General features: G+C 58.1%; 20 protein-coding genes. 7 read left to right on the top strand and 13 right to left on the bottom strand.

The window, feature by feature from the left end; all coding sequences use genetic code 11:
* Together dusA and AC3WRD_RS25540 are read left to right on the top strand one after the other, a co-directional pair.
* Positions 1 to 993: tRNA dihydrouridine(20/20a) synthase DusA (dusA, locus tag AC3WRD_RS25545; protein ID WP_371858596.1), on the top strand; the 993-nt coding region annotated here is incomplete at its 5' end.
* 84 nt (positions 994 to 1077) lie between these two features.
* Positions 1078 to 1449, top strand: a complete 372-nt coding sequence (locus AC3WRD_RS25540) for a DUF2388 domain-containing protein (protein ID WP_102621819.1) — start codon at positions 1078 to 1080, stop codon at positions 1447 to 1449.
* On the opposite strand, the gene AC3WRD_RS25535 is transcribed toward AC3WRD_RS25540, so the two are convergent.
* Complete coding sequence (locus AC3WRD_RS25535) at positions 1450 to 2280, bottom strand: undecaprenyl-diphosphate phosphatase (protein ID WP_102621820.1); 831 nt, start codon at positions 2278 to 2280, stop codon at positions 1450 to 1452.
* A 505-nt stretch (positions 2281 to 2785) separates the two neighbouring features.
* Here AC3WRD_RS25535 and AC3WRD_RS25530 point away from each other — a divergent pair.
* The 3 genes from AC3WRD_RS25530 to AC3WRD_RS25520 all read left to right on the top strand — a co-directional run bounded on the left by AC3WRD_RS25530 (position 2786) and on the right by AC3WRD_RS25520 (position 6237).
* Positions 2786 to 3526, top strand: coding sequence for a winged helix-turn-helix domain-containing protein (locus AC3WRD_RS25530; RefSeq protein WP_102621821.1), 741 nt, complete (start codon positions 2786 to 2788; stop codon positions 3524 to 3526).
* Between the two features lie 291 nt (positions 3527 to 3817).
* On the top strand, positions 3818 to 4459 hold the full coding sequence (locus tag AC3WRD_RS25525; protein WP_102621822.1) for a winged helix-turn-helix domain-containing protein: 642 nt from the start codon (positions 3818 to 3820) through the stop codon (positions 4457 to 4459).
* A 383-nt stretch (positions 4460 to 4842) separates the two neighbouring features.
* Positions 4843 to 6237 (top strand): undecaprenyl-phosphate glucose phosphotransferase, encoded by a 1395-nt coding sequence (locus AC3WRD_RS25520; protein ID WP_102621823.1) that lies wholly within the window; start codon positions 4843 to 4845, stop codon positions 6235 to 6237.
* A 289-nt stretch (positions 6238 to 6526) separates the two neighbouring features.
* Here the strand turns inward: AC3WRD_RS25520 and AC3WRD_RS25515 are convergent, their stop codons facing one another.
* The 6 genes from AC3WRD_RS25515 to galE all read right to left on the bottom strand — a co-directional run bounded on the left by AC3WRD_RS25515 (position 6527) and on the right by galE (position 12722).
* The gene (locus AC3WRD_RS25515; protein WP_102621824.1) at positions 6527 to 8605 is read right to left on the bottom strand and encodes a YjbH domain-containing protein; all 2079 of its coding nucleotides are present in this window, start codon (positions 8603 to 8605) and stop codon (positions 6527 to 6529) included.
* The gene (locus AC3WRD_RS25510) at positions 8602 to 9366 is read right to left on the bottom strand and encodes a capsule biosynthesis GfcC family protein (RefSeq protein ID WP_102621825.1); all 765 of its coding nucleotides are present in this window, start codon (positions 9364 to 9366) and stop codon (positions 8602 to 8604) included. The genes AC3WRD_RS25515 and AC3WRD_RS25510 overlap by 4 nt, the downstream gene beginning before the upstream one ends.
* Positions 9363 to 10028 (bottom strand): YjbF family lipoprotein, encoded by a 666-nt coding sequence (locus tag AC3WRD_RS25505; protein ID WP_102621826.1) that lies wholly within the window; start codon positions 10026 to 10028, stop codon positions 9363 to 9365. Before AC3WRD_RS25505 ends, AC3WRD_RS25510 begins: the two co-directional genes overlap by 4 nt.
* 9 nt (positions 10029 to 10037) lie before the next feature.
* Complete coding sequence (locus tag AC3WRD_RS25500; protein ID WP_141401799.1) at positions 10038 to 11153, bottom strand: polysaccharide export protein; 1116 nt, start codon at positions 11151 to 11153, stop codon at positions 10038 to 10040.
* Between the two features lie 89 nt (positions 11154 to 11242).
* Positions 11243 to 11479 carry a hypothetical protein gene (locus tag AC3WRD_RS25495; protein WP_003226528.1) on the bottom strand — a complete coding sequence of 79 codons (237 nt, stop codon included), beginning with the start codon at positions 11477 to 11479 and terminating at the stop codon, positions 11243 to 11245.
* A gap of 226 nt (positions 11480 to 11705) precedes the next feature.
* The gene (gene galE, locus AC3WRD_RS25490) at positions 11706 to 12722 is read right to left on the bottom strand and encodes a UDP-glucose 4-epimerase GalE (RefSeq protein WP_102621827.1); all 1017 of its coding nucleotides are present in this window, start codon (positions 12720 to 12722) and stop codon (positions 11706 to 11708) included.
* 381 nt (positions 12723 to 13103) lie between these two features.
* Here galE and galU point away from each other — a divergent pair, with 381 nt between their 5' ends.
* Positions 13104 to 13937, top strand: a complete 834-nt coding sequence (galU, locus tag AC3WRD_RS25485) for a UTP--glucose-1-phosphate uridylyltransferase GalU (RefSeq protein ID WP_085733509.1) — start codon at positions 13104 to 13106, stop codon at positions 13935 to 13937.
* Positions 13938 to 13968: 31 nt separating this feature from the next.
* On the top strand, positions 13969 to 14379 hold the full coding sequence (locus tag AC3WRD_RS25480; RefSeq protein WP_102621828.1) for a phosphohexomutase domain-containing protein: 411 nt from the start codon (positions 13969 to 13971) through the stop codon (positions 14377 to 14379).
* 4 nt (positions 14380 to 14383) lie between these two features.
* Here AC3WRD_RS25480 and AC3WRD_RS25475 read toward each other — a convergent pair whose 3' ends face one another.
* Genes AC3WRD_RS25475 through AC3WRD_RS25450 form a run of 6 tightly spaced genes read right to left on the bottom strand, consistent with a single transcriptional unit; the run spans position 14384 to position 21117 of the window.
* On the bottom strand, positions 14384 to 15520 hold the full coding sequence (locus tag AC3WRD_RS25475) for an SGNH/GDSL hydrolase family protein (RefSeq protein WP_102621829.1): 1137 nt from the start codon (positions 15518 to 15520) through the stop codon (positions 14384 to 14386).
* Positions 15520 to 16572, bottom strand: a complete 1053-nt coding sequence (locus tag AC3WRD_RS25470; protein ID WP_102621830.1) for an acyltransferase family protein — start codon at positions 16570 to 16572, stop codon at positions 15520 to 15522. Before AC3WRD_RS25470 ends, AC3WRD_RS25475 begins: the two co-directional genes overlap by 1 nt.
* 12 nt (positions 16573 to 16584) lie before the next feature.
* Positions 16585 to 17688: a hypothetical protein gene (locus AC3WRD_RS25465; protein WP_102621831.1), complete on the bottom strand. Its 1104-nt coding sequence runs from the start codon at positions 17686 to 17688 to the stop codon at positions 16585 to 16587.
* Positions 17679 to 18911, bottom strand: a complete 1233-nt coding sequence (locus tag AC3WRD_RS25460; protein WP_102621832.1) for an MATE family efflux transporter — start codon at positions 18909 to 18911, stop codon at positions 17679 to 17681. Before AC3WRD_RS25460 ends, AC3WRD_RS25465 begins: the two co-directional genes overlap by 10 nt.
* The gene (locus AC3WRD_RS25455) at positions 18908 to 20020 is read right to left on the bottom strand and encodes a polysaccharide pyruvyl transferase family protein (RefSeq protein ID WP_102621833.1); all 1113 of its coding nucleotides are present in this window, start codon (positions 20018 to 20020) and stop codon (positions 18908 to 18910) included. Before AC3WRD_RS25455 ends, AC3WRD_RS25460 begins: the two co-directional genes overlap by 4 nt.
* Before the next feature lie 14 nt (positions 20021 to 20034).
* Positions 20035 to 21117: a glycosyltransferase gene (locus AC3WRD_RS25450; protein WP_102621834.1), complete on the bottom strand. Its 1083-nt coding sequence runs from the start codon at positions 21115 to 21117 to the stop codon at positions 20035 to 20037.
* Positions 21118 to 21141: the final 24 nt, after the last annotated feature.

Genomic DNA, 21141 nt, shown 5'->3' with positions numbered 1-21141 from the left:
CCCCCAATCACCGCTACACCCGCCCCACTCTCCCGCCGTTTCTCCGTCGCGCCGATGATGGATTGGACTGACCGTCACTGCCGGTACTTCCTACGCCTGCTGTCGAAAAACGCCCTGCTCTACACCGAAATGGTCACCACCGGCGCGCTGCTGAACGGTGATCACGAGCGCTTCCTGCGTCACAACGAAGCCGAGCATCCGTTGGCTCTGCAACTGGGCGGCAGTGTCCCGCTGGACCTGGCCGCGTGCGCCCGTATGGCGCAGGAGCACGGTTACGACGAGGTGAATCTGAACGTTGGCTGCCCGAGTGATCGGGTGCAGAACAATATGATTGGTGCGTGCCTGATGGGGCATCCGCAGTTGGTGGCGGATTGTGTGAAGGCGATGCGTGATGCGGTGTCGATTCCGGTGACGGTGAAGCATCGGATCGGGATCAACGGGCGGGACAGTTATGAGGAGCTGTGTGATTTCGTCGGCACGGTGCGGGATGCCGGGTGCACCAGTTTTACGGTGCATGCGCGGATTGCGATTCTGGAGGGGCTGTCGCCGAAGGAGAACCGGGACATTCCACCGCTGCGTTATGACGTGGCGGCGCGGTTGAAGGCGGATTTTCCGGAGCTGGAGTTCATTTTGAACGGCGGGATCAAGACGATGGAGGCCTGCCATGAGCATTTGCAGACCTTTGACGGTGTGATGCTGGGCCGTGAGGCTTATCACAATCCGTATCTGCTGGCCGAGGTGGATCAGCAGTTGTTCGGCAGTTCAGCGCCGGTGATCACTCGCGCCGAGGCGTTGGCGCAGTTGCGGCCTTATATTGCCGAGCATTTGGCGACTGGTGGGGCGATGCATCACATCACGCGCCATGTGCTGGGCCTGGGCACCGGTTTCCCGGGGGCGCGCAAGTTTCGGCAGTTGTTGTCGGTGGATATTCACAAGGCCAAGGATCCGTTGGCGTTGCTGGATCAGGCGGCGGAGTTGCTGGCGGGTCGTTGATCGAGGCGTTGAATGTGCGGGCAACGAATGACCGTTGCCCGCGGCTGTAATTCTTTTGATGTACTGACAGGATGTCTTTTGTTTATGCCCACGTTGAATTTCCCTGGCTTCAAGCGCTGCACCCTCCTTGCCTTGTTTTGCGTCACGTCCAATGTTCAGGCCCACTGCGACGGGCTGTGTCTGGGTAACACCGATACGCCATGGGAGGTGACCAAGCTGTCTGGTTTCACGCTTGTCTCTTTGCTGCTCACGCCCTTTACGGCCTCGCAAGAAACCACCGAAAGCCATAAACGCGTTTACTCCGCCGAGGAGCTGGAAGACGCGCGACTCTACCTCGCCAGCGACGGCATGCTGAAGGCTGCGTATTTCACGTCAGCCTTGCAGCGTTTTCGTCAGGAATCGCCTGATACGGAGTTGAGCGACCTCGCCGTCGCGGCGCTGATCAGCAGTCAGTGATCAGGCCGCCGCTTCCGTCCAGTTCACCCAGCCAAACACCCACGTCGCCAGGATCAGCAAGCCGAAGGCGATCCGGTACCAGGCAAACGCGGCGTAGCTGTGGTTCGCAATGAACTTGAGCAAGCCGCGTACGGCGATCATCGCGAACACGAACGCGGTGACGAAGCCCAGGGCGAACACAGGCAAGTCGCCCGCCTGGAACAGTTCCCGGTACTTGTAGCCTGAGTACACCGCAGCACCGACCATGGTCGGCATCGCCAGGAAGAACGAGAACTCCGTGGCGGCCTTGCGCGACAGGCCGAACAGCAAGCCGCCGATGATGGTGGAGCCGGAGCGCGAAGTACCCGGAATCATCGCCAGGCACTGTACGAAACCGATCTTCAACGCGTCGGACCAGGCCATGTCGTCGACGTGCTCGACGCTCACCACATGATCCCGACGTTCGGCCCACAACATCACGATACCGCCCACCACCAGTGCGACAGCGACGGTGATCGGATTAAACAAGTAATGATGAATGGCATCGGCGAATAACACGCCCAGTACGACCGCCGGGAAGAATGCGATCATCAAATTAAGCGTGAATCGTTGCGCATTGCGCTGGGTCGGCAGGCCTTTGACGATTTCGAAGATCTTCGGGCGAAACTCCCAGACCACGGCAAGAATGGCACCCAGTTGAATAATGATGTTGAACGCCATGGCGCGTTCGCCACCAAAATCGAGCAAGTCGGCAACGATAATCTGGTGGCCCGTACTGGAGATGGGCAAGAACTCGGTGAGACCTTCTACCGCACCTAAAATCAACACCTTGAACAAGGTCAGTAAATCCATTAATCCTCCGTCAGAACGCTCGTAAAGAGCGCCCGATCAACTGTATTCAGGCATTGGGTATCTGAAGTTAAACAATTGGTAGATCCAGACCCATTGCCCGACTCGGTGACGGAGAATATGTCTTATCAAAAGACACACTCAAGCCATGTTAATAATCGTCCGTCTGTGAACTTGTTCTCTTAGTAGCAAAAAAAGCCCTCACACCCTAAAATGTGACCCACCTCACATTCTCCAGTTTCAAGCCACGACCAATAGTGGCCATAGGACATAAAACAGGTCGCCATAATTACAAAATAGTGGCACCATTGCACATCGCCACCATCTAACGGCCTTCGTTTCGTTAGTTCACAGCCCCGAGAAAATCAACTAAAAGCTTGAAATGCTTAATTATTGTTAGAAAACTCGGGAGCCACGTCTAAAAACCGCGTAAATGTTACCAATTGTCAGTCACAGATGAGAACCGGTGCTTTAACATCCCGATGTCAGCACTTTTTCGAGTCAACGCATCATGCTTACAGGGAACTTGGCGACTAGCAGCCCACACCGGACAAACAACGAGCCAGGCGTTCTCACTCTGGCCCGTACCCGTGCTGTGGCTGAACATTTTAGAGCGTTGATCGCGCAGCATGTGCAGACCGATCTGGCTCTAGAGGCCAACTCCTTCACTAGTTCATATCAGCAAAATGAATATCACGGCTCATATCGAGCCATCTTCATCATCATCGACACTCCCCAGGCACTCGAAGACAATCTGGCGCGGGTGGAAAACCTGCGTGCCGACAACTTGAAGCCGATCATTTGCGCGGTCATTACAGGGCGCGGCGCCTACAGCAAGATCAAATACCATCTTGCGGGGGCCGACTTCTGTATCAAGCTCAATACGCTTGCCGACGAAGGCGCCGAGTTGTTCGGTGAGTTCTTCAGCAGTGAAGAATGGCTCAGGGATATAGACCTGGTGCTGGACCCGACCCGTATTTGCCTGTCGGACACCAGCAAGAAACTGGACATTTCCTTTGCCGAAATGAAGATTCTGGAAGCGTTTGCGCAGACCAGTAATCACATACTCAGCCATGATGAAATCGCCAGCATCATGGGGCTCAACAGCAATTTCTACGATCCCCGGGCACTGGAAAAATCCATCAGCCGCTTGCGTGGGAAAATCAAGGACGTGTACGGTACGAACGCCATACAGAGCATTCGCGGGTATGGCTACCGCCTGATGAGGGGGTTGATCTCGACCGCCTGAGTCAGGAAATCATCATTTGCAGCATACGAGGGAACGTCTGATGCAACGCTATGAAAATCCAACGTCTCACCGTTTTATCCGCAATATCTATCCAATAAAAAGCTGTCAATTGAATGAGCGCTGCAACACTTAAACATAACAATAAATCATTACTCTAAAAGCAGACCAAGTGGAACTTATCGCGGCCATAATTGGGCCCAGACCCTGCCTGTCGATTATTTCCGAGCGCGTTATTACTCGTCTGCCGAATACCTTTTAGCCATATTTGGTGCGTTATTTCAGGAGAGAGACATGGAAACCAGTACAACCCTCCCAAGAAAATATTTTGTTGTCGTGACGAACAATTCCGCGTCGCAGCGCGAGCTCGAGAGCATTCTCTCCAGTGAGCGTTTCAATTCGTTTGGTACGTCTCAGGCACAGATGTTTGTTGAAGGTGTTGCTTCGCCCTCTTCCACTCCCACGCTGATGGAGTTCACTTACCCACGCGGCACAAGGAAAAGCGTCGCTCGCAGTATTGAACATGATACCCAGCGAATATTGGCCACCCTCGAGTCCGAATGGCTGGCTGCACAATCTACTCATTCATTCCAGAACACCCAGGCCATAACGTCGGACGTCAACGACACTTCCCGGCCGGTCACAGAAGCCTGGCACCTCGACAATGATCAAGGCGTACTTGTCCGGGAGGATATCGAGATCAGTCTCACCGGCCTCGAAACCGCACTCGTCAGGAAAATGCTGCACCATGAAGAACGCGTTGTCAGTCGCGACGATCTGATTCTCAGCATCGGTCGGGAACCGGAACAATATCGCGGTCTGGAGATGTGCCTGAGCCGTCTTCAAGACAAATTCAAAAGTGCCAGTAACGGTGAGCGACTGTTTCGCGCTGTCCGTAATCGCGGTTATTGCCTGATCCAGGAAGTTGTTGCCTAAGCACAGCCTTCCCATCAATGAACAGAAGCAAGTGCAATTACAAAAATAAAAAAGCACTTTGCTTGGTTTAACCCTCCTTTGTCAGTAATGCCTCCCTCCTCACCCTTCCTACGATAGCAAACACAACAGGGATTATTAACCCTCCGCCCTTCGACCTTTTCTAACGTTTGATATTCTTCAATTCAAATGATTGGCACATTGCCATCTTGTTAGAACTCGTCAGACAGCTTCTTCCCCAATAACTTAGTCTATTGATTGACGACAGTTCGGCATACCGATGTTGTTACCTCAGAACATGGGCACCTAAAACAAAAACAAATCTGCTTAACAACTCGGATTTCAACTGTCGAAACCTGAATGGAAGTCTTTTGGGGATATCGCATATGGATCTCACTCTACGTATCAACCGAAACACGGGCCTCAAGGGACTTACCTTCTGGGGCCAATGGGCACTGGCACAGTGCTTTATTGTTTCACTGTTATTTATATTGGCTGAGCAGCACACGGGAACGGTCGAGTTCTATTACCGGATGTGCACCATGCTGGCGGTGTTGGCCTCGGTTCCGGCTTATACCTTCAGCGGCGCTTACCGAAAGCGAGACAACTACCTGACCGGTCTGGGACGGCTGTTCATGGGCTGGTCGATGACCATGGCCGGGCTGACGTTCATCGCGTTCATCTGCAAGGCCGATGAGCTGTTTTCGCGCCAGGTGATCCTTGACTGGGCGGTGTACGGCTTCCTCGGACAAGCGTTGCTGTATGCACCGCTGCATGCGTTCTCCAAGTACTACCAGCGTTCACGCAAAAGCGAGCACAAGACCCTGATCGTCGGCACTGGCGAACTGGCCCTGGGCCTGGCGAAGAAGCTCAGCGAACACGAAAACCTGCCGTTGGTGGGTCTGGTCAGCAACGGCACCCTGCCCGCTCTGGACGCAAATGCACCACGCGTCGTCGGCGATCAGGAAAACCTGCTGGAACTGATCAAACGCCACGACATCCGTCGCCTGTACATCACGCTGTCGCTGTCCGAAGCGGCGAAGATCGAAGCGATGTATGTCGATCTGCTGGATGCCAACGTGGACGTGGTCTGGGTGCCGGATCTGAACAGCCTGACGCTGCTCAATCACTCGGTAAAAGTCGTGGACGGCCTGCCGGCGATCTACCTCAACGAAAGCCCGCTGACCAGCCGCCCCACCGCCGCCCTGAGCAAGAGCCTGATGGAGAAAAGCGTCGCGCTGCTGGCCATCGTGCTGTTGAGCCCGGTACTGTTGCTCATCTCCCTGGCGGTTAAGCTCAGCTCCCCCGGCCCGGTGTTCTTCAAGCAGGATCGCCATGGCTGGAACGGCAAGGTGATCCAGGTCTGGAAGTTCCGCTCGATGCGCGTGCACGATGACCGCGACGTCAAACAGGCCAGCCGCAACGATTCGCGCATCACCGCCGTCGGACGCTTCATCCGCCGCACTTCGCTGGACGAACTGCCGCAACTGTTCAACGTGCTGCAAGGCCACATGGCACTGGTGGGCCCTCGCCCGCACGCCGTGGCGCACAACAACTACTACTCGGGGAAAATCCTCGCCTACATGGCGCGCCACCGAATCAAACCGGGCATCACTGGCTTGGCACAGATCAGCGGTTGCCGGGGTGAGACCGATACTCTCGACAAGATGGAGAAGCGTGTCGAGATCGACCTCAAGTACATCAACAACTGGTCGCTGTGGCTGGACGTGAAGATCCTGGTGAAGACGCCGTTTACCCTGTTGTCGAAGGATATTTACTGAGACGCAGAGCTGCAGAAAGCAACACTGCAAGGGGACGAAAGTCCCCTTTTTTGTGGGCGGGATTTGGGAGTTGGCGGGCAGCTTGCGAGCACGCTGGGTCAGTTGAATTGATGCCGACCGGACTGACGCCAATCGCGAGCAGGTTCGCTCCCACAAGGTTCCGGGCAATGCTGAAGATCAGGCATTACCCAATAACCTGTGGCAACGGTGGAAGGATCAACAAAGGCATCCACCACAAACAAAAACGGGAGCCGAAGGGCTCCCATTTTGGCTTCCCGGTCTCCCGGACTTACTCGGTAATTTTCCCGAAGTTGCGATAGAACATGTCGTCTTCGCGGCTATCGGTCATCGAGTGCAGCTGGAAGCTGCGATTGAGCCTCGCGCCACCGTCACGGGTCAGCGGCGCCCAGACCAGGTTGGCCCGGCGCATGGTCGACATGCTCATCATCTCGTCGAACGGAATGGACAGGTAAATGCCCTTGTCGAAACTACCTTCGCCGTATTCCGTACTGCCGGCGGTGGTGATGGTCGCCCACGCACCGAAGCGCACACCGTTGGAAAACTCTCGCGAGATATCCAGCGTGCCGCCAAAGTCGCCCGCCAGATAACGCCCGACGCTGACCGCCGCGAGCGTTTCGTAAGGCAAGTCGGTGTAGCCGGTGATGTGGCCGGTCAGCACCGAATAATCACGCAGGTCGAAACCCTGGTCGAATTCGCGCTGACGCACGTAGTTCAGGTCCGCACCGATCGCCCAGCGCTCCCCGGTCGGACGGAACAGCACCTCGCCGCCGACACCCGCGAACATCGATTCCAGATAACCGCCGTAGACCATGCCGTACAAGTCTTTGTCCAACTGCTCGGCGTGGCTGACCTGAAATAATGGCATGGTGGTTTCTGAAGTGGTCAGGTACTGGCGCAAGTCGGTGCGCACACGCGGCAGACCGCTAGGTGCGTCGTATTTGAACTTGTCGAAGTTGTTCGCCAGGTTCTGGCTGAGCATGCCGCTCCACCAGGTGTTGCGGTTGAAGCGGAACTCGGCGTCGAGGTCGGCACTGAATTGATAGAGCAAACCATCCGGGCCGCCGACGTTCTGCTTGAAGCCCAGACCGGCGCCATAACTGAAGTGCTGCGGCGCCTGGGTGTAGAGCGTCTTCTCGTTGTGCGGCATCGCCGGGTTGACCTCGGTGGTGCGGTGCAACGTTTGCAGCGGCTCCTCGTTGTTGATCACTTCGCGGAAGGTCTGGCGCGGCACACTGGTTTCTTCCAGCGGCAGGTCGTAGCGCTTGTTGACCACGGTGAACCAGTTGATGTCGTCGTTGACGCTGTTGTCCAGAATCCGGCTCGCACGGCCGACAGCCTTGGCCGAATGAAAATAACGCTGCTGCTCGCCGTACACGATCAACTCGGAATTACGCTGGGCGATGCGCTCGACCTGATAGCCCGCGTTCTGCTGCAAGCGTTGCGAAACGTTGGCCCAGTCGACCTGATCCGGCGCCGTGGTCGGTGCCTTGGCCGGCAACGGTTCCGGCGGCGGATCGAAGGTCTTCGCCGGGGCTTTGCGGCTGACGAAATTGGTGTGGAACGTGACGCCGAACATGGCCGTATTACCGCGTTCCCACGCCGCGCTCACGTCGAGGGAGTCGGTCACCTTGAACACCGCGCCGAGGTTGATCGGCGAGTCCTGCTTGATCACGTTGTCCTTCGGTTCGTGCTTGTAGTCGTTGCCTTCGTATTCGAGTTTCAGGCTCAGGCGATCCCATGGCGTCTGGTAACTCACACCGCCGAAGAACGATGGCTGGCCGCGAAAATACGAGCCGGCATTGACGTCACCGGTGCCTTCCATCGCCGGCCGGGTCTTGAAGCGATCGTCGAGATAGCCCAACGGGTTGTCGACATCTCCGCGATTGCCGATGTAACCCCAGGCAATGCCGGCGCTGAAATCCAGGTTGTCGAAGCGCTTGTTGGCCACCAGGAATTCACTGGCGAACAAACCCGTACCGCCGACGTCTCGGAAGCCCAATGCGATATCGGGCGCCCAATGGGTTTCTTCCCAGAGCCGGACTTTGACGTCGACCGCCTTGTCCTTATAGCTCTGGTTGCCGCTCATCGACTCCGGGCCGTAAGGGCGGTTGGTGATGGCGGTGTAGCGAAACGAGCCTTCGAGCCAGTCCAGCGGCTGCAACGAAACGCTGTAGCGGCTGTAAGGCTCGGTGCGGTTGGCGTTGACGCTCAACTCGCCGGCCGGGGCCATGCGCGCGGTGGGCGTCTGCAACAGACCGGTGCCACCAAAATCGCCCTGGGTAATGCGCGGCTCGGCATGGGCCAGGCCGCACGGCAATAACAACACAGCTGCAAAACGCAAATTCAACGAACCACCTCAGCCAACTGCGTGGCAATAAATTCGGCCAACTGCTGATTCAGTTCAGGGATAGGCGGGTCAAGATCATCATTTTTCAAGGGCACCAGAATCTTGCTGCCGGCTACGGGAAACTGCCCGCTCTCACGATTCCAATGGGCAATGCCGACGCGCCGCGAAACGCCGTTGGGCTGGATCAGCCACAGGTAATCGGCGTCGGCGTCGTCCTCCAGCAGTACGCAGCTGCTGAGGTATTCGCGCGCCTCGAGCAACGGTTGATAAGGCAGTCGGCAGGTCCCGGCAACGGCGCCGAGCACTTGCACTTCATCGACCCGCTGCGGGTAGATCAGGCGATCACCATCGTCCAGACGGATGTTGCGGGCGAACCCGACTTCCAGCGCCACCGGGTCCAGATCCGCGATCTGGCGCCCGGTGACCGGCATCTGCCGCACGTCCTCGGCCATGCGCACCGCCAGGGCTTTGCGGCTCGGTCGATCGAACAAATCGGCCATGCGTTGCAACACGTCCAGGTCGAACAGCACGCCGACCTTGAGCCGGGTTTGCTGCTCCAGCAGGGACTGGCGCAGCAACTCGCCCGCCAGCCAATAACCTTCGGCATTCGGTACGGCGACGCTGATCACATCGGTCAATCGCCCACCTGCCGGCAACTCGACCGGCCCCGGGTTGGCAACGTCGCCGGTGACGGTCACCGCTGCCTGGCCTGCGCCGGCGAGCAACATCAAACTCGCCGACAGAACCCTCAAGCGCTTCATGGCACGTGCCTGCGATCAGGGGTCAGCTGCACGATCTTCACTCGCAGTTGCGAGGTCAGTTGCTGCTCACTCTGCACAATGAAACCGTCAACCGGATCGACCCAGTAACGGTTGGTCGCCCGCAGGCCGATGGCCGGGACGTCGATACGCTCATCGACACGCAGCACGGCGTATTCCTTGTTGAGAATCTTCAGGGTTTCCATGGATTTTCGGGTGAAGCGGCTGTTGACGATCAGCCCGACTTCCTGGCCCTTGTAGAGATCGATCCAGCGCTGACTGGTGTCGCCATCGGCAACGTTGTGCAGACCACGCTTGAACGGCGACGCATCGGACAGCCGCGTGCCGTCCAGATCGCCTTCCGCGCCGAGGCCGATGGTGCGCACGGCGAGACCGTCGCGCAGCAGCAGAACCTGCTTGCCGGAGGCGACCCAGAACTGCAGATCCTCACGCTCGCGCACCAGTGCCAATACCCCGGAGCCGGACGGCGTGGTCAGTTTGAGTTGCGGGTAGTTGACCTCGGCCACCTGGGCCGGCGTCACGTCGATATCATCCGGGCCGACTACCGCCGACTTGAGGTTGGTCACCGACGCGACCATCAACGGGTTGCAGCCACACAGCAACAAGGCCGCCATCAGGCAGACGCCAACATTCAACGTTTTCACAGTCGGGCCTTATTTGCTGTTGTTGGTGAATTCGCTCCAGTTCTTCGCAGCGGAAGCACCCGTTCCGACAATCGATGCCGACGGCACCAACTGGCTGATCAGACGGTTCCAGCGAGTCACGTTGGCAGGCCCTACATAAACGACGTCCTGCGGGCGCACTTCGAAGTGCGTGGCGAGGACCATGGCGGTGGGAGATTCGGCTTCCAGTTGATAGATTTTCGCGGGTTCGACATCAAGGTTTTCCACGCCGCGAATGACGTACACGGCGTTGCCGTTGGCGGTGGTCTGGCTCAGGCCGCCGACCGAGCCGAGCACGTCGGACAGGTTCATGGTCGCGGTCTTGAAGCTCAGGGCGCGTGGCTGGTTGACTTCACCCATCACGTAGATGCGCTTGTTGTCGTTGTACGGCAGATACAGTTTGTCGCCACCCTGGAGGTAGACGTTCTGCAACTCGGAATCCTGCTGGTTGAGGTTATCCAGATTCAGCGGATAGACGCGTCCATTGCGCGTCAGCAACAGCCCGGACAAGTCGGCATTGTTGGTGTCGATGCCCGCCGAACCGAGGGCTTCGACCACACTCAGCGGGTTGGTGGAAATCGCTTGCGGGCCGGCCTTGGCGACGGCGCCGGTGACCACGACCTTCTGACTGGCGAAGCGCAGCACGGCAACATCCACTTGCGGCTCGGCGATGAATGCCGACAGCCGTTGTTCGATGTCGTCGCGCAGTTGCTGGATGGTCCGGCCGGCGGCCTGGACTTCCTTGATGTACGGGTAATACAACGTACCGTCGGAGCGCACCAGGCGACCGTTGGCGTCGATCTGCTGCTGCGCGCCCGACGGCGCGGTCAGCTCGGGATGATCCCAGACCGTGATGTACAGCACGTCGTTGTTGCCGATGCGGTATTCGGCAGGCGTCGCCAACAATTCCGTAGGCACCGACTCACGCTTCTGCGTGGCCCGGTTCATGGAGATCAGCTTGGGCGTGATCGGAATCAACTCGACCCGGCTGCTTTCACTGGCGCCCTGGCGGGTGATGCCAAAGGTGCTCAAGTGTTGACCGGGGGAAAACATGCAACCTTGCAGAGCGAGACTTGCCAGCATTAAAAGAGAAAAACTACGAGTCATAATGGCACTACGCTATTCAAGGGCGAATCCAAAACAAAGTCACCCGACTTTCGTCGGGCGACCTTGTACTGCACCAACAGTTACTTCAGTTAGTTGTGCGTGCCGGTTGTACCCGTGGTACCGGTGGTACCCGTTGTACCGCCGTTGGCACTTCCACCACTGTTGGACGCCGCTACGGCACTGGCGACCATTGCAGTACTGGCTGCAGGCGCTGTAGAAGCCGCGACACTGCCCGATACATTGGTCACCGCAGTAAGCGGCGCTTCAGCTGCGGATGCCCAGTTGCTCAACATCGTCAACAAGGCAATCGCCATCACTTTTTTCATATCAACTCCTTTCTAACATTGCACCGTTACATCGGGTGTTTCGTTAGAGGTGGTAGAGTTCAAGTCGCAAAAAGCGCGAACAAGATCCGCTGTTCTTTCACAGTCAGACTCAACTGATAAAGTCGAACGGCAGGTTATATCTACGGACTTGCAAAAGGCATTGCCAGTGTAATTTCCCGACGATATCTAACAACCTGACCGAAAATAACATTGGACTAAATGGCCATCATTCCAGGTAACCCCTGGGATGATTCGACTGCCAGCGCCAGGTATCGGTAACCATGTCCTGCAAGTTTCGTGTGGCTTTCCAGCCCAGTTCCTTTTCCGCTTTGGAAGCGTCGGCCCAACTCTCGGCAATATCGCCAGAACGCCGTGGCATCACCCGAAATGGCACCGGCTTCCCGCACGCCTGTTCGAAAGCTCGCAGCACTTGCATCACGCTGTAACCATCGCCGGTGCCGAGGTTCCAGGTATGAATGCCGGTGCGCCCGTCGATGGCCTGCAAGGCCTTCAGGTGGCCGTCCGCCAGATCGACGACGTGGATGTAATCGCGCACGCCGGTGCCGTCTGCCGTGGGGTAGTCGTTGCCGAAGATCGACAACTCCTGCAGGCTGCCGACCGCGACCTGACTGATGTAAGGCAGCAGGTTATTGGGGATGCCGCTCGGGTCTTCACCCATGTGGCCGCTGTCGTGGGCGCCGATCGGGTTGAAGTAACGCAGCAGCGCGATACTCCAGCGCGGCTCGGCCTGGCTCAGGTCGCGCAGCACATTTTCGACAATCAGCTTGGATTGGCCGTAGGGATTGGTCGGGATGCCCGTAGGGAAATCCTCGCGGATCGGCATCTGCTCAGGCTCGCCGTACACCGTCGCCGAGGAGCTGAACACTAGCCGGAAAACCCCCGCCGCTGCCATCGCCTGGCACAGCGTAATGCTGCCGCTGACGTTGGTTTCGTAATACTCGAGCGGCTTGCGCACGCTCTCGCCGACCGCCTTGAGGCCGGCGAAATGCAGGACGGCGTCGATCGAATGCTGCTGGAATATCCGGTCCAGCAACGCCCGGTCGCACACATCGCCGCGGACCATCACTGCACTTTTGCCGCAAATGCCTTCCACTGCATGCAGTGCCGCATCGCTGCTGTTGCAAAGATTATCCAGAACAACAACTTCATAACCTGCTTCAAGCAATGCAAGTGTGGTGTGCGAGCCGATATACCCGGCGCCACCCGTTACCAGAATCTTCATAGCGCGGTCCATAGTGGGGAAAGTGCCAACTAGCGTGTCAAGCCCCATTTGTTTAATGTGTGTCTTGCTTCACACAAACAAGGCGACAACAATCCAAAACAAAAACAGTTCCATCGCTGGCCAAAAATATTCTTAAAGGCCAAACTGTATTGCCCGGTACTTATTAGCACTCTCGCACTTTCACCACTATCTACAGATACCGACTAAAAATAACTGTTATTTATCAAGCCGACATCTAATAACATTACCCCGCTTTACACTAAGCTAACATTGCCACTTACAACCTGACTCAGGTATTAAAGTACAGCTTCATCAACTTGCAACTTTTCTTTATTGCAATGTAACCGATGGCTGTATGCCATGAATGTCCAGGAAACTTCTATGATTCGTAAATGTTTGTTCCCCGCTGCCGGCTATGGCACGCGTTTCTTGCCGGCCACCAAAGCCATGCCCAAAGAGATGCTGCCGATCGTCAACAAGCCGTTGATCGAATACGCCGTTGAAGAAGCACGGGACGCCGGCCTGCAGCACATGGCAATCGTCACCGGACGGGGCAAGCGCGCGCTGGAAGACCACTTCGACATCAGCTACGAACTCGAACACCAGATTCGCGGCACCGAGAAAGAGAAGTTTCTGGCCGGCACTCGCGAGTTGATCGACACCTGCACCTTCTCCTACACCCGCCAGGTGGAAATGAAAGGCCTGGGTCACGCGATTCTCAGCGGCCGCCCGCTGATCGGTGACGAACCCTTCGCCGTGGTCCTGGCCGACGACCTGTGCCTGAACCTCGAAGGTGACGGCGTGCTCACGCAGATGATCCAGCTCTACAAGAAATTCCGCTGCTCGATCGTGGCCATCCAGGAAGTCCCGCGCGACCAGACTCACAAGTACGGCGTGATCGCCGGCGAGGCGATTTCCGACGGTATCTACCGGGTCAATCACATGGTGGAAAAACCCGCGCCACAGGACGCCCCCTCGAACCTGGCGATCATCGGCCGCTACATCCTGACGCCCGACATCTTCGACCTGATCGCCGACACCGAGCCGGGCAAGGGCGGGGAAATCCAGATCACCGACGCCCTGATGAAACAGGCGCAGAACGGTTGTGTGCTGGCCTACAAATTCAAGGGTCTGCGCTTTGACTGCGGCGACGCCGAGGGTTACCTGCAAGCGACCAATTTCTGCTACGAGAACGTCTACCTCAAGGGCCGTTAAACCGCCCCCGCGCACATCCGACGAGGCAATCATGAACATCGCACAACATTCGACAGACATTGAACGGGAGGTGGACAACCTCGGGGTGATGAGCTGGTTGTCTCGTCATCAGCCGTTGCCCAGCGCCAACGAATCCTGGCTCGGGACCATCCTGCTGGTGGAGCGGATCGGCATGTTTCCTTCATCCGGGGACATTCGCCGGCCGCTGCGCGATCCCTATCCCCTGCTCGCCCATCTGAAACGGATCTACGGTGAACAGGCGCTGGAGGTCGATGACCACGACGGCCTGAAAGTGATTTTCAGCGACTGGCGATTCCGGGTGCGCATCTGCTGCAACGACCCGGCGATCATCATCACTGTGGAAACCCGCTGCGTGACGCAGTTGATGCCGCAAAAGACCGCAGAGCTTCTGGGTCACGTGGACAACTTCGACAAGGGCTGAACCCTTATTCCGAGGCGGCGCCGCAGGAAGCCCCGTGGTTGCCGCCGACGATCATCCGATAGAAGTAATCGGCAATCACCTTCCCGCCCGTGGCCGGCACCGGATGTATCTTGTCCGGGCCGATCATCGCCGCAGCGTAACGTTTGACGTCCGTACCGAACGCGCATTGCAGATTGGCGTAGCCCAGATGCTGCTCACGAGCCCAGGGCTCCAACACCTGCGCATACGCCGACATCGGATAGGCACTGGAGCGCGTGGTGTCCTGGCGCATGATCAGGTTGACGCTCGCTGTTGGCTGAATCTCGCGGACCATCCCGACCAGGCCCTGAACGTTCTTCAGGTACTGCTCCGGTTTCACCCCGAAACCCTGATCGTTGCCACCGAGCATGATCAAGTAGATGTCTGCGGGGATCTTCGAGACCACCGCTTTCCACTGCGCCTGCCATTGACCGTCGCCATGATAAAAGTCGGCAGAGGCCGCACCCGACGCCGCCAGTTTCGACACCCGCAAACCGGCCTGATCGTTGCTCATCCACAGACCGAACAGCGTTGGCGCGCCCTTCACCACTTCCAGCCTGAACGCCCAGTCCGTCGCGGCGGATGTACCTGACAACGGGACCTCCTGGACACCGGCACCGCTCAGTTTCAACGGCTGCCAGGATTGCGAGGGCGCCCAACGATAGCGGATTTCATTGGGTTCGCCGTTGCCGAGATAGAGCAGTTTTGCCTGGGTGACGGCGGTGTTTATCGTTTCGCTCGGATGAGCATCGACTTGCAGCCATGCACCGGGCCTTCCGGTTACGGTGCGGCTGTCGGGGCTGGCCTGGCCGAGGCTCGACACCTGCCAGTCGCCACCGAAGTATTTCTCGCTGCTGCGGGTGTACTTGAAATGGCTGCCGCCCAGCGCCGCGCCATGGTTGAAACCGACATAACCGGGGCCGGCAAAACCAACCTCACCGACCAACCGCTGCACCAGTTTGTTCAGATAGAAATCCTGCCCGGCGCTGTAGCTGTCACCGATCACCGAGACCGACAGAACCTTCCCGGCCTTGCCTTCGCGCCACTGGGCAAACCGCTGGCGAGCGTCGCCGACTTCGACCACCGATGCCGCGACCGGCGCGGCATCATCCACTGCAACCATCAAACACTTCCTTTAGCCGAGACTTGCGCCGGGGAGACGTTCCCCGCCGGTTTTTTCGCCGCCGCACGCTCGCCCAGAAACAGCACCGAAGTGAAGTTGAACCGACTGAAGATCGTCGACAGCAACACCGGCCCGAGCAAGCCGCAAGCCACGCCGCAGAACACTAGAACGCTTTCGTCCTTGATGCCCAGGCGTCCGAGCACCGAACGCGATGTCGCGGCGAACAGCACATGAAACAGGAAAATCGCGTAAGAGTAACCACCGAGCCAGGTCAGCGCCTTCGAGCGCATGTCACTCGACAGCAACGCAAAGCAAGACACGCAACCCACCGTCAGGCCGATCAGGCTGCGACGATCGATGATCAGCTCGCGATCCAGAGCCGCGATGTACAACAGCGTCAGGGAAATCAGCACGAACACCAACGGGCCGAGCACTTTGAATCGCTGCTTCAACGCGCTGACATTCTCTTGGCCAATCATCCCCGCCACAAAGAACGGCAACAGATAAGTCGCACCATTGATGCCGAACGCATCGAACGTGAACGGCGGCAGCAGAAACACCGCGGCGGAGAACGCGAACAGCAGGTACAAACGCGTCGCCGAACGCAGCAAGCCACGCCATTCCAGGAGGCCGACAAACATGAAGATGATGAACACCGCCTGCAAGAACCAGAAGTGGTTGATCGGCACAAAGAACGACAACAACGCATCGATCACGCCGACGTCCTTGTTCACGCCCGGCCCCACCGCCTGCAGCACGGAAAACGGCACACCGACGCAAAACAGCGGCACGATCAGCCGCCGCACCTTGCCGCTGAAGAACGCCGAAAAGTCATTGCCGCGAATCTTGTAGATGGAATAGATGTAGCCCGAGATAAAGGTGAACAGCGGCATGCGCACGTACACCATCGAATCGGCAATCACCCGGAACGGCGAGCCGATGTCGATCTTCAAACCGCCGCCCAACGGGCCGATCACGTGGTAGAGCACCAGCAACAGGCACGCGAGGCCGCGCAGGGTTTCGATCTCCAGCGACTTTTTCTTGCTCGACATAAAACACCCGCCTCAATTCAGAATTCTTGACTCGACCTGCACCGGTTTGTTCGCCCGCAACATCAACCCCAGGCCCACGAACAGCACTGGCACCACCATCGAAAAGTGCCGGGCGAACGAGCCGAAGTCCGGTTCGAACAGACCTTGAACCAACAGAAACGCCAAGGGAATCGCGATCAGCTCCTTGGGTTTGGTCTGGATCGGCGCGCCTTTGTAATCGGTCGAGGTGATGACTTTGAACAGCAGCAACGCGGTCATGATCATCAACGCCACGAAGATCACCTGACCCGGCCCGGACAGCAGGATCAGCTCCACGGGGAACGACAACCGGAAGAAGATGATCATCGAATCCAGGGCCTGCGAAACGAAGTCGCTACCGCTGAGCCACGAGACGATCAGCGACTTGGAACCCTCCTCGCCCGCCGTGCGCAGTTCGTTGTTGCTGGCACGAATCGACGACACCGGAAAGCCCAGCGCCAACTGAATCGCCATGGCCACCGCCAGATAGAACAGGAACAGCATCAGGAAGAAGGTCATGCGCGACACGTACTTCTTCATCATGCAGACGCCGACCCAGGACAGCGAAAACAGAATCCAGTAGGGCCGGATCAGCACGCCGTAGATCACCGCCGACAGGAAAAATCCGCCGCGGTATTTGCGCGTCAGCGAGCTGAACAGAATGCTCAGCACCGCCACCGACACGATGATTTCCTTGGTCAGGTTTTCCAGGAAAAACGAGCGGACGATGCCCCACAGACACAGCGTGCCGAAGATCGCCAGCGGCATGCGCCGGAAAACCACCACGGGAATCGCCGTGAGGAAGAAATTGCAGAACATCCCGTAGGCCCAGGCATTGGTCAGGTTGATCCCGGTGGGCCGCAACAGGAACGCCGAACACTCGTAGGACGAGCGATCCGGCGAGAACGGGTTCCAGAAATTGCAGTTGTCGGCCCGGGCATAAGACGACCACAAAGTCATCGCATCCGGGCCCGGATCGCGGGGGATCAGCAGCGGCATGGCCACCGACAGAAACAGGCCGGTGAACAGGATCAGGAACGACAGCGACGAGTCGAGTTTCTTGCCGCGAAACTCGATGCACGGCAGTTTCAGGCCCATGACACGACAGCCTTTTTCGCGCGCGTGGCACGGGTCAGCAGCGCAATCACGCCGAGTTGCACGATGATCCCGAAGACGTTGCCCCAGGCCGCGCCGTAGATCGAATAGTGCTTGATCAGCAGGTAGCTGACCGGTACCGAAATCAGCAGGCAAATGGCCGAACTGGCGAGGGATACCCGGCTGTTTTTCGACGCGATCAAGCCACCCCAGACGATGTCGCCAATGGCGCGCAGAGCAAAGGAAAAGATCAGCACACCGAGGATCCCGTTGTCCGGACGCGGCACCGCCGTTGCGACGTAATCGAGCACGATGTTGAAGAACAGGTAAATCAACACCGACACTCCGGCCGAGACCACCAGCGAACGCATCACCCACTTGTTCACGAACAACTGGGTGACCGTGAACGGTTGTTGATCCGCCTGATAACGCTTGGCGAGCACCGGAATGCCAACCACCGCCACCACCGCGTAGGACAACGCCTGCAAGGTGTTGGCCGCCGACCACGCGTACACATATTTACCGAGGCTGGCGTAGGGTTCGAGGTCGATGATCAGAAAGCGCTCGGCGTACTGACTCAAGGCGATCAGACCGGTGCCCAGATAGAACGGCAGCCCGGCTTTCCACACGGTCGCCGTCGCCAGCGTCCCTTCTTCGCGCCCACGATGAACGTTCACCACAATCAGGTAACCGGCGACGATCACCAACACGTTGGCGATGACCCACAGCCACAACACGCTGACGATCCCGGACACCCAGCCGAGCATCATTCCGCCCACGGCCAGCAGCGCCCAAAGACCAGTCTTGATGAAAAACAGCAGCGCACCCGCCGTGGCTTTCTGCGCGGAAAACACGAACGAGTTGATCTCGAAAGACAGGTGTTCGGTCAGCAGTACCAGCGTCACACAGGCGATCAATGCCGTCGTCGCCTCGACCTGCTGGAACAGTGAATAAATCAGCACTGTCACCACCGACAACAGCAACCCCACGGCCAGGTACAGCAGCAGAACCTTGTCGACGACCCGCTTCGAGCTGCCGCCGACACTGATCAACCGATTGATCTCGGAGCTGAAACCGACGCTGTAGAACTTCGACGCGATCAACGACGCCGCGACCACCACCCCGTAGAAACCCAGCGCCTCGTAACCGAGGTAATGGGTGATGGCGAGCACCAGCAAGAACTTCGCGCCCAGTGCTCCGCCGCGCAGCAACAAGCGGAATATCATCGAATGACGCCCTTGATGATGTCGTCCATGGCCACGGTTTTCGCCTCGATTTCACGGCAGGTGTCGGTCAGGCGTTTGCCGAAGTTCGACAGCGCGTTCGGCGCAAAAACCGTGTCGATGATGGTGTCGACATTGATGTCGCCGCCGTTGATCACCCAGTCCTCGACGCCCATGTCCTGATAGGCGCCGAAGCCTTTGCGCTCGTAGCTGATGTGGTACGCCGGCACCCCGGACAGCAGCGATTCGATCGCCCCGTGCAGACGCACGGAAATCACCAGGTCCGGTTGGTATTTGGCCAGCGTCGCCTTCAATGGCAGCAGGTCTTCGGTAATACCCAGTTCGTGATAGAACGCACCGTCGTCGTTGCCCCGCACAGCGCTCTGCACAGCGCAGACCACTTTGCTTTTGTTCTTCAAACGCTGCAGCAACACTTTCAGATTGGCCACGTAGGCGAGCTTCTTTTCCTTGCTCCACGCTGGCGGTTTGCGCAGCACCACGCACACCGTGGCCGGCGTCGAGGCGCAGCGGGTGAACTTGGGTTGCTGAAGGATTTTGCCGGCCAGGGCCTGCACCGCCAGGTCCGGTGCGCGGTAGACATTTTCGCAGGCATCGAACAACGCCGAGGAGCGGTTATCGCGCACGAACACCGCATCGGCGCTGGCGTAGTGGCCGACGATCTTGTCGCTCTCACCGTGGAACGGCCCGATGCTTTGCGGCAGGTACACCGACGGCACTTTGCTGAGGATCGCCGTTTCCAGTTGCTTGGCGTGGCCCAGTTTCAGCTTGATGTGTTCGAAGGCACTTTTGGAGCGCATGTAGCCGCCACCGACGCCGACGATCAGATCGGTTTTCTTCAACAGATCTGCCAGCCCCGCGTAGGACTGATTGAGGAATACCGCCTGCTTGACCCGGCCCAGGCCCTTGGCTGCCATGACCGGCGCATCGAAGCGCGGGTGCGGCAGGTATTTGAAAGAGTCCGGATCGGAGGCCACGACACTGATCGCGGTGTCCTCGCCAAAGTTGCGCTGCACCAGCGCGATGGCCAGATCGACCAGCAGACCATCGCCGGAATTGGAAGCACTGTAGCCATGCAAAATCGTTACGTTCATGAGCGAAGTTCTACTTAATAAGAGGGAGCGGAATACACGTCGTAGGTCTGGCGGATCATCAACGCGGCGCTGAAGCGCTCGCGGACGATGCGCCGACCTTCGAGGCCAAGGACCGACAACGCGGGTTTCTGGATCTGCTTCAGGCGATCGGCCAACGCGTGGTGATCGCCGGTGGGGAACACGTAGCCGGATACCCCGTGAGTGACCAGTTCCGGCAGCGAGGTGCAGTCGCTGGCGATCACCGGCAGGCCCAGCGCCATGCCTTCCAGCGGCACCATGGCGAAGCCTTCCCAACGACTCGGGACAATCAGCGCATCAGCCTGTTGGTACAGCGCGTTGACTTCGGCGGGCGTGACCCACGGCAGGTATTGAACGCCGTCCATTGGCGGGCACTCGACTGTTGCCTCGTTGACCGCACTGCCGACCACCGTCAGTTTCAGATCGTTACGCCCGGCCTTGGCATAGGCCTTGAGCAGCACGTCGAAACCTTTCTGATAGTCGAGCCGACCGACGAAGAGCAGATGAATCGGCTGCGGATCCTCGGCTTTGCGCGCGTCATCCTTGGGATGAATGCCGTTGTAGATCAGCCGCATGCGCTTGCGCTCGATGCCGAACGCTGCGGCTTTGTCCATCTCGTACTGGCTGACGCAGATGATCGTGTCGGTGACCTTCTGCAACACCCGCTCGATCCACGCATAGACTTTCTGCTTGATCGGCGAGCTTTCCATCAGGAACGAAAAGGCATGCGGGCAATAGACGATTTTCGGTTTGCGCCACGGCCGCAAAAGCACGCACACGCAACGGCCGATCACCCCGGAAAACGTACTGTGCAGATGCACGACATCGGGTTTTTCCTTGAGCATCACTTGCGTCAGGCGCCAGGCAAAACGCAGCAGCGAAGGCACATTGCGCCCGGTTCGATCGAAAGTACGGATCTGTTGCGGCGCGATGCCGTGCAGTTCCTTTTCCTGATCCTGCGGCACCAGATACACCAGCTCGTAGTTGGCGCGGTCATCTTCCGGGGACGCGGAAATCGTGCGGATCACCGTCGCGACGCCACCTTTGATCGTTTCAGCCACGTGCAGTATTTTTTTCACAACCCACCCACTTTCTTGCCGGTA

Source organism: Pseudomonas sp. FW215-R2 (assembly GCF_058789255.1).
The sequence above is the reverse complement of the archived record's forward strand: the minus strand, read 5'-3'. Positions and strand labels throughout refer to the sequence as shown.

Coding starts and splice junctions, on each gene's coding strand:
- AC3WRD_RS25525 (WP_102621822.1), top strand. CDS start 3,818: ATGGAAACCAGTACAACCCTCCCAAGAAAATATTTTGTTGTCGTGACG.
- AC3WRD_RS25460 (WP_102621832.1), bottom strand. CDS start 18,911: ATGATATTCCGCTTGTTGCTGCGCGGCGGAGCACTGGGCGCGAAGTTC.
- AC3WRD_RS25475 (WP_102621829.1), bottom strand. CDS start 15,520: ATGGTTGCAGTGGATGATGCCGCGCCGGTCGCGGCATCGGTGGTCGAA.
- galU (WP_085733509.1), top strand. CDS start 13,104: ATGATTCGTAAATGTTTGTTCCCCGCTGCCGGCTATGGCACGCGTTTC.
- AC3WRD_RS25495 (WP_003226528.1), bottom strand. CDS start 11,479: ATGAAAAAAGTGATGGCGATTGCCTTGTTGACGATGTTGAGCAACTGG.
- AC3WRD_RS25455 (WP_102621833.1), bottom strand. CDS start 20,020: ATGAACGTAACGATTTTGCATGGCTACAGTGCTTCCAATTCCGGCGAT.
- AC3WRD_RS25520 (WP_102621823.1), top strand. CDS start 4,843: ATGGATCTCACTCTACGTATCAACCGAAACACGGGCCTCAAGGGACTT.
- AC3WRD_RS25465 (WP_102621831.1), bottom strand. CDS start 17,688: ATGGGCCTGAAACTGCCGTGCATCGAGTTTCGCGGCAAGAAACTCGAC.
- AC3WRD_RS25480 (WP_102621828.1), top strand. CDS start 13,969: ATGAACATCGCACAACATTCGACAGACATTGAACGGGAGGTGGACAAC.
- galE (WP_102621827.1), bottom strand. CDS start 12,722: ATGAAGATTCTGGTAACGGGTGGCGCCGGGTATATCGGCTCGCACACC.
- AC3WRD_RS25500 (WP_141401799.1), bottom strand. CDS start 11,153: ATGACTCGTAGTTTTTCTCTTTTAATGCTGGCAAGTCTCGCTCTGCAA.
- AC3WRD_RS25535 (WP_102621820.1), bottom strand. CDS start 2,280: ATGGATTTACTGACCTTGTTCAAGGTGTTGATTTTAGGTGCGGTAGAA.
- AC3WRD_RS25470 (WP_102621830.1), bottom strand. CDS start 16,572: ATGTCGAGCAAGAAAAAGTCGCTGGAGATCGAAACCCTGCGCGGCCTC.
- AC3WRD_RS25540 (WP_102621819.1), top strand. CDS start 1,078: ATGCCCACGTTGAATTTCCCTGGCTTCAAGCGCTGCACCCTCCTTGCC.
- AC3WRD_RS25510 (WP_102621825.1), bottom strand. CDS start 9,366: ATGAAGCGCTTGAGGGTTCTGTCGGCGAGTTTGATGTTGCTCGCCGGC.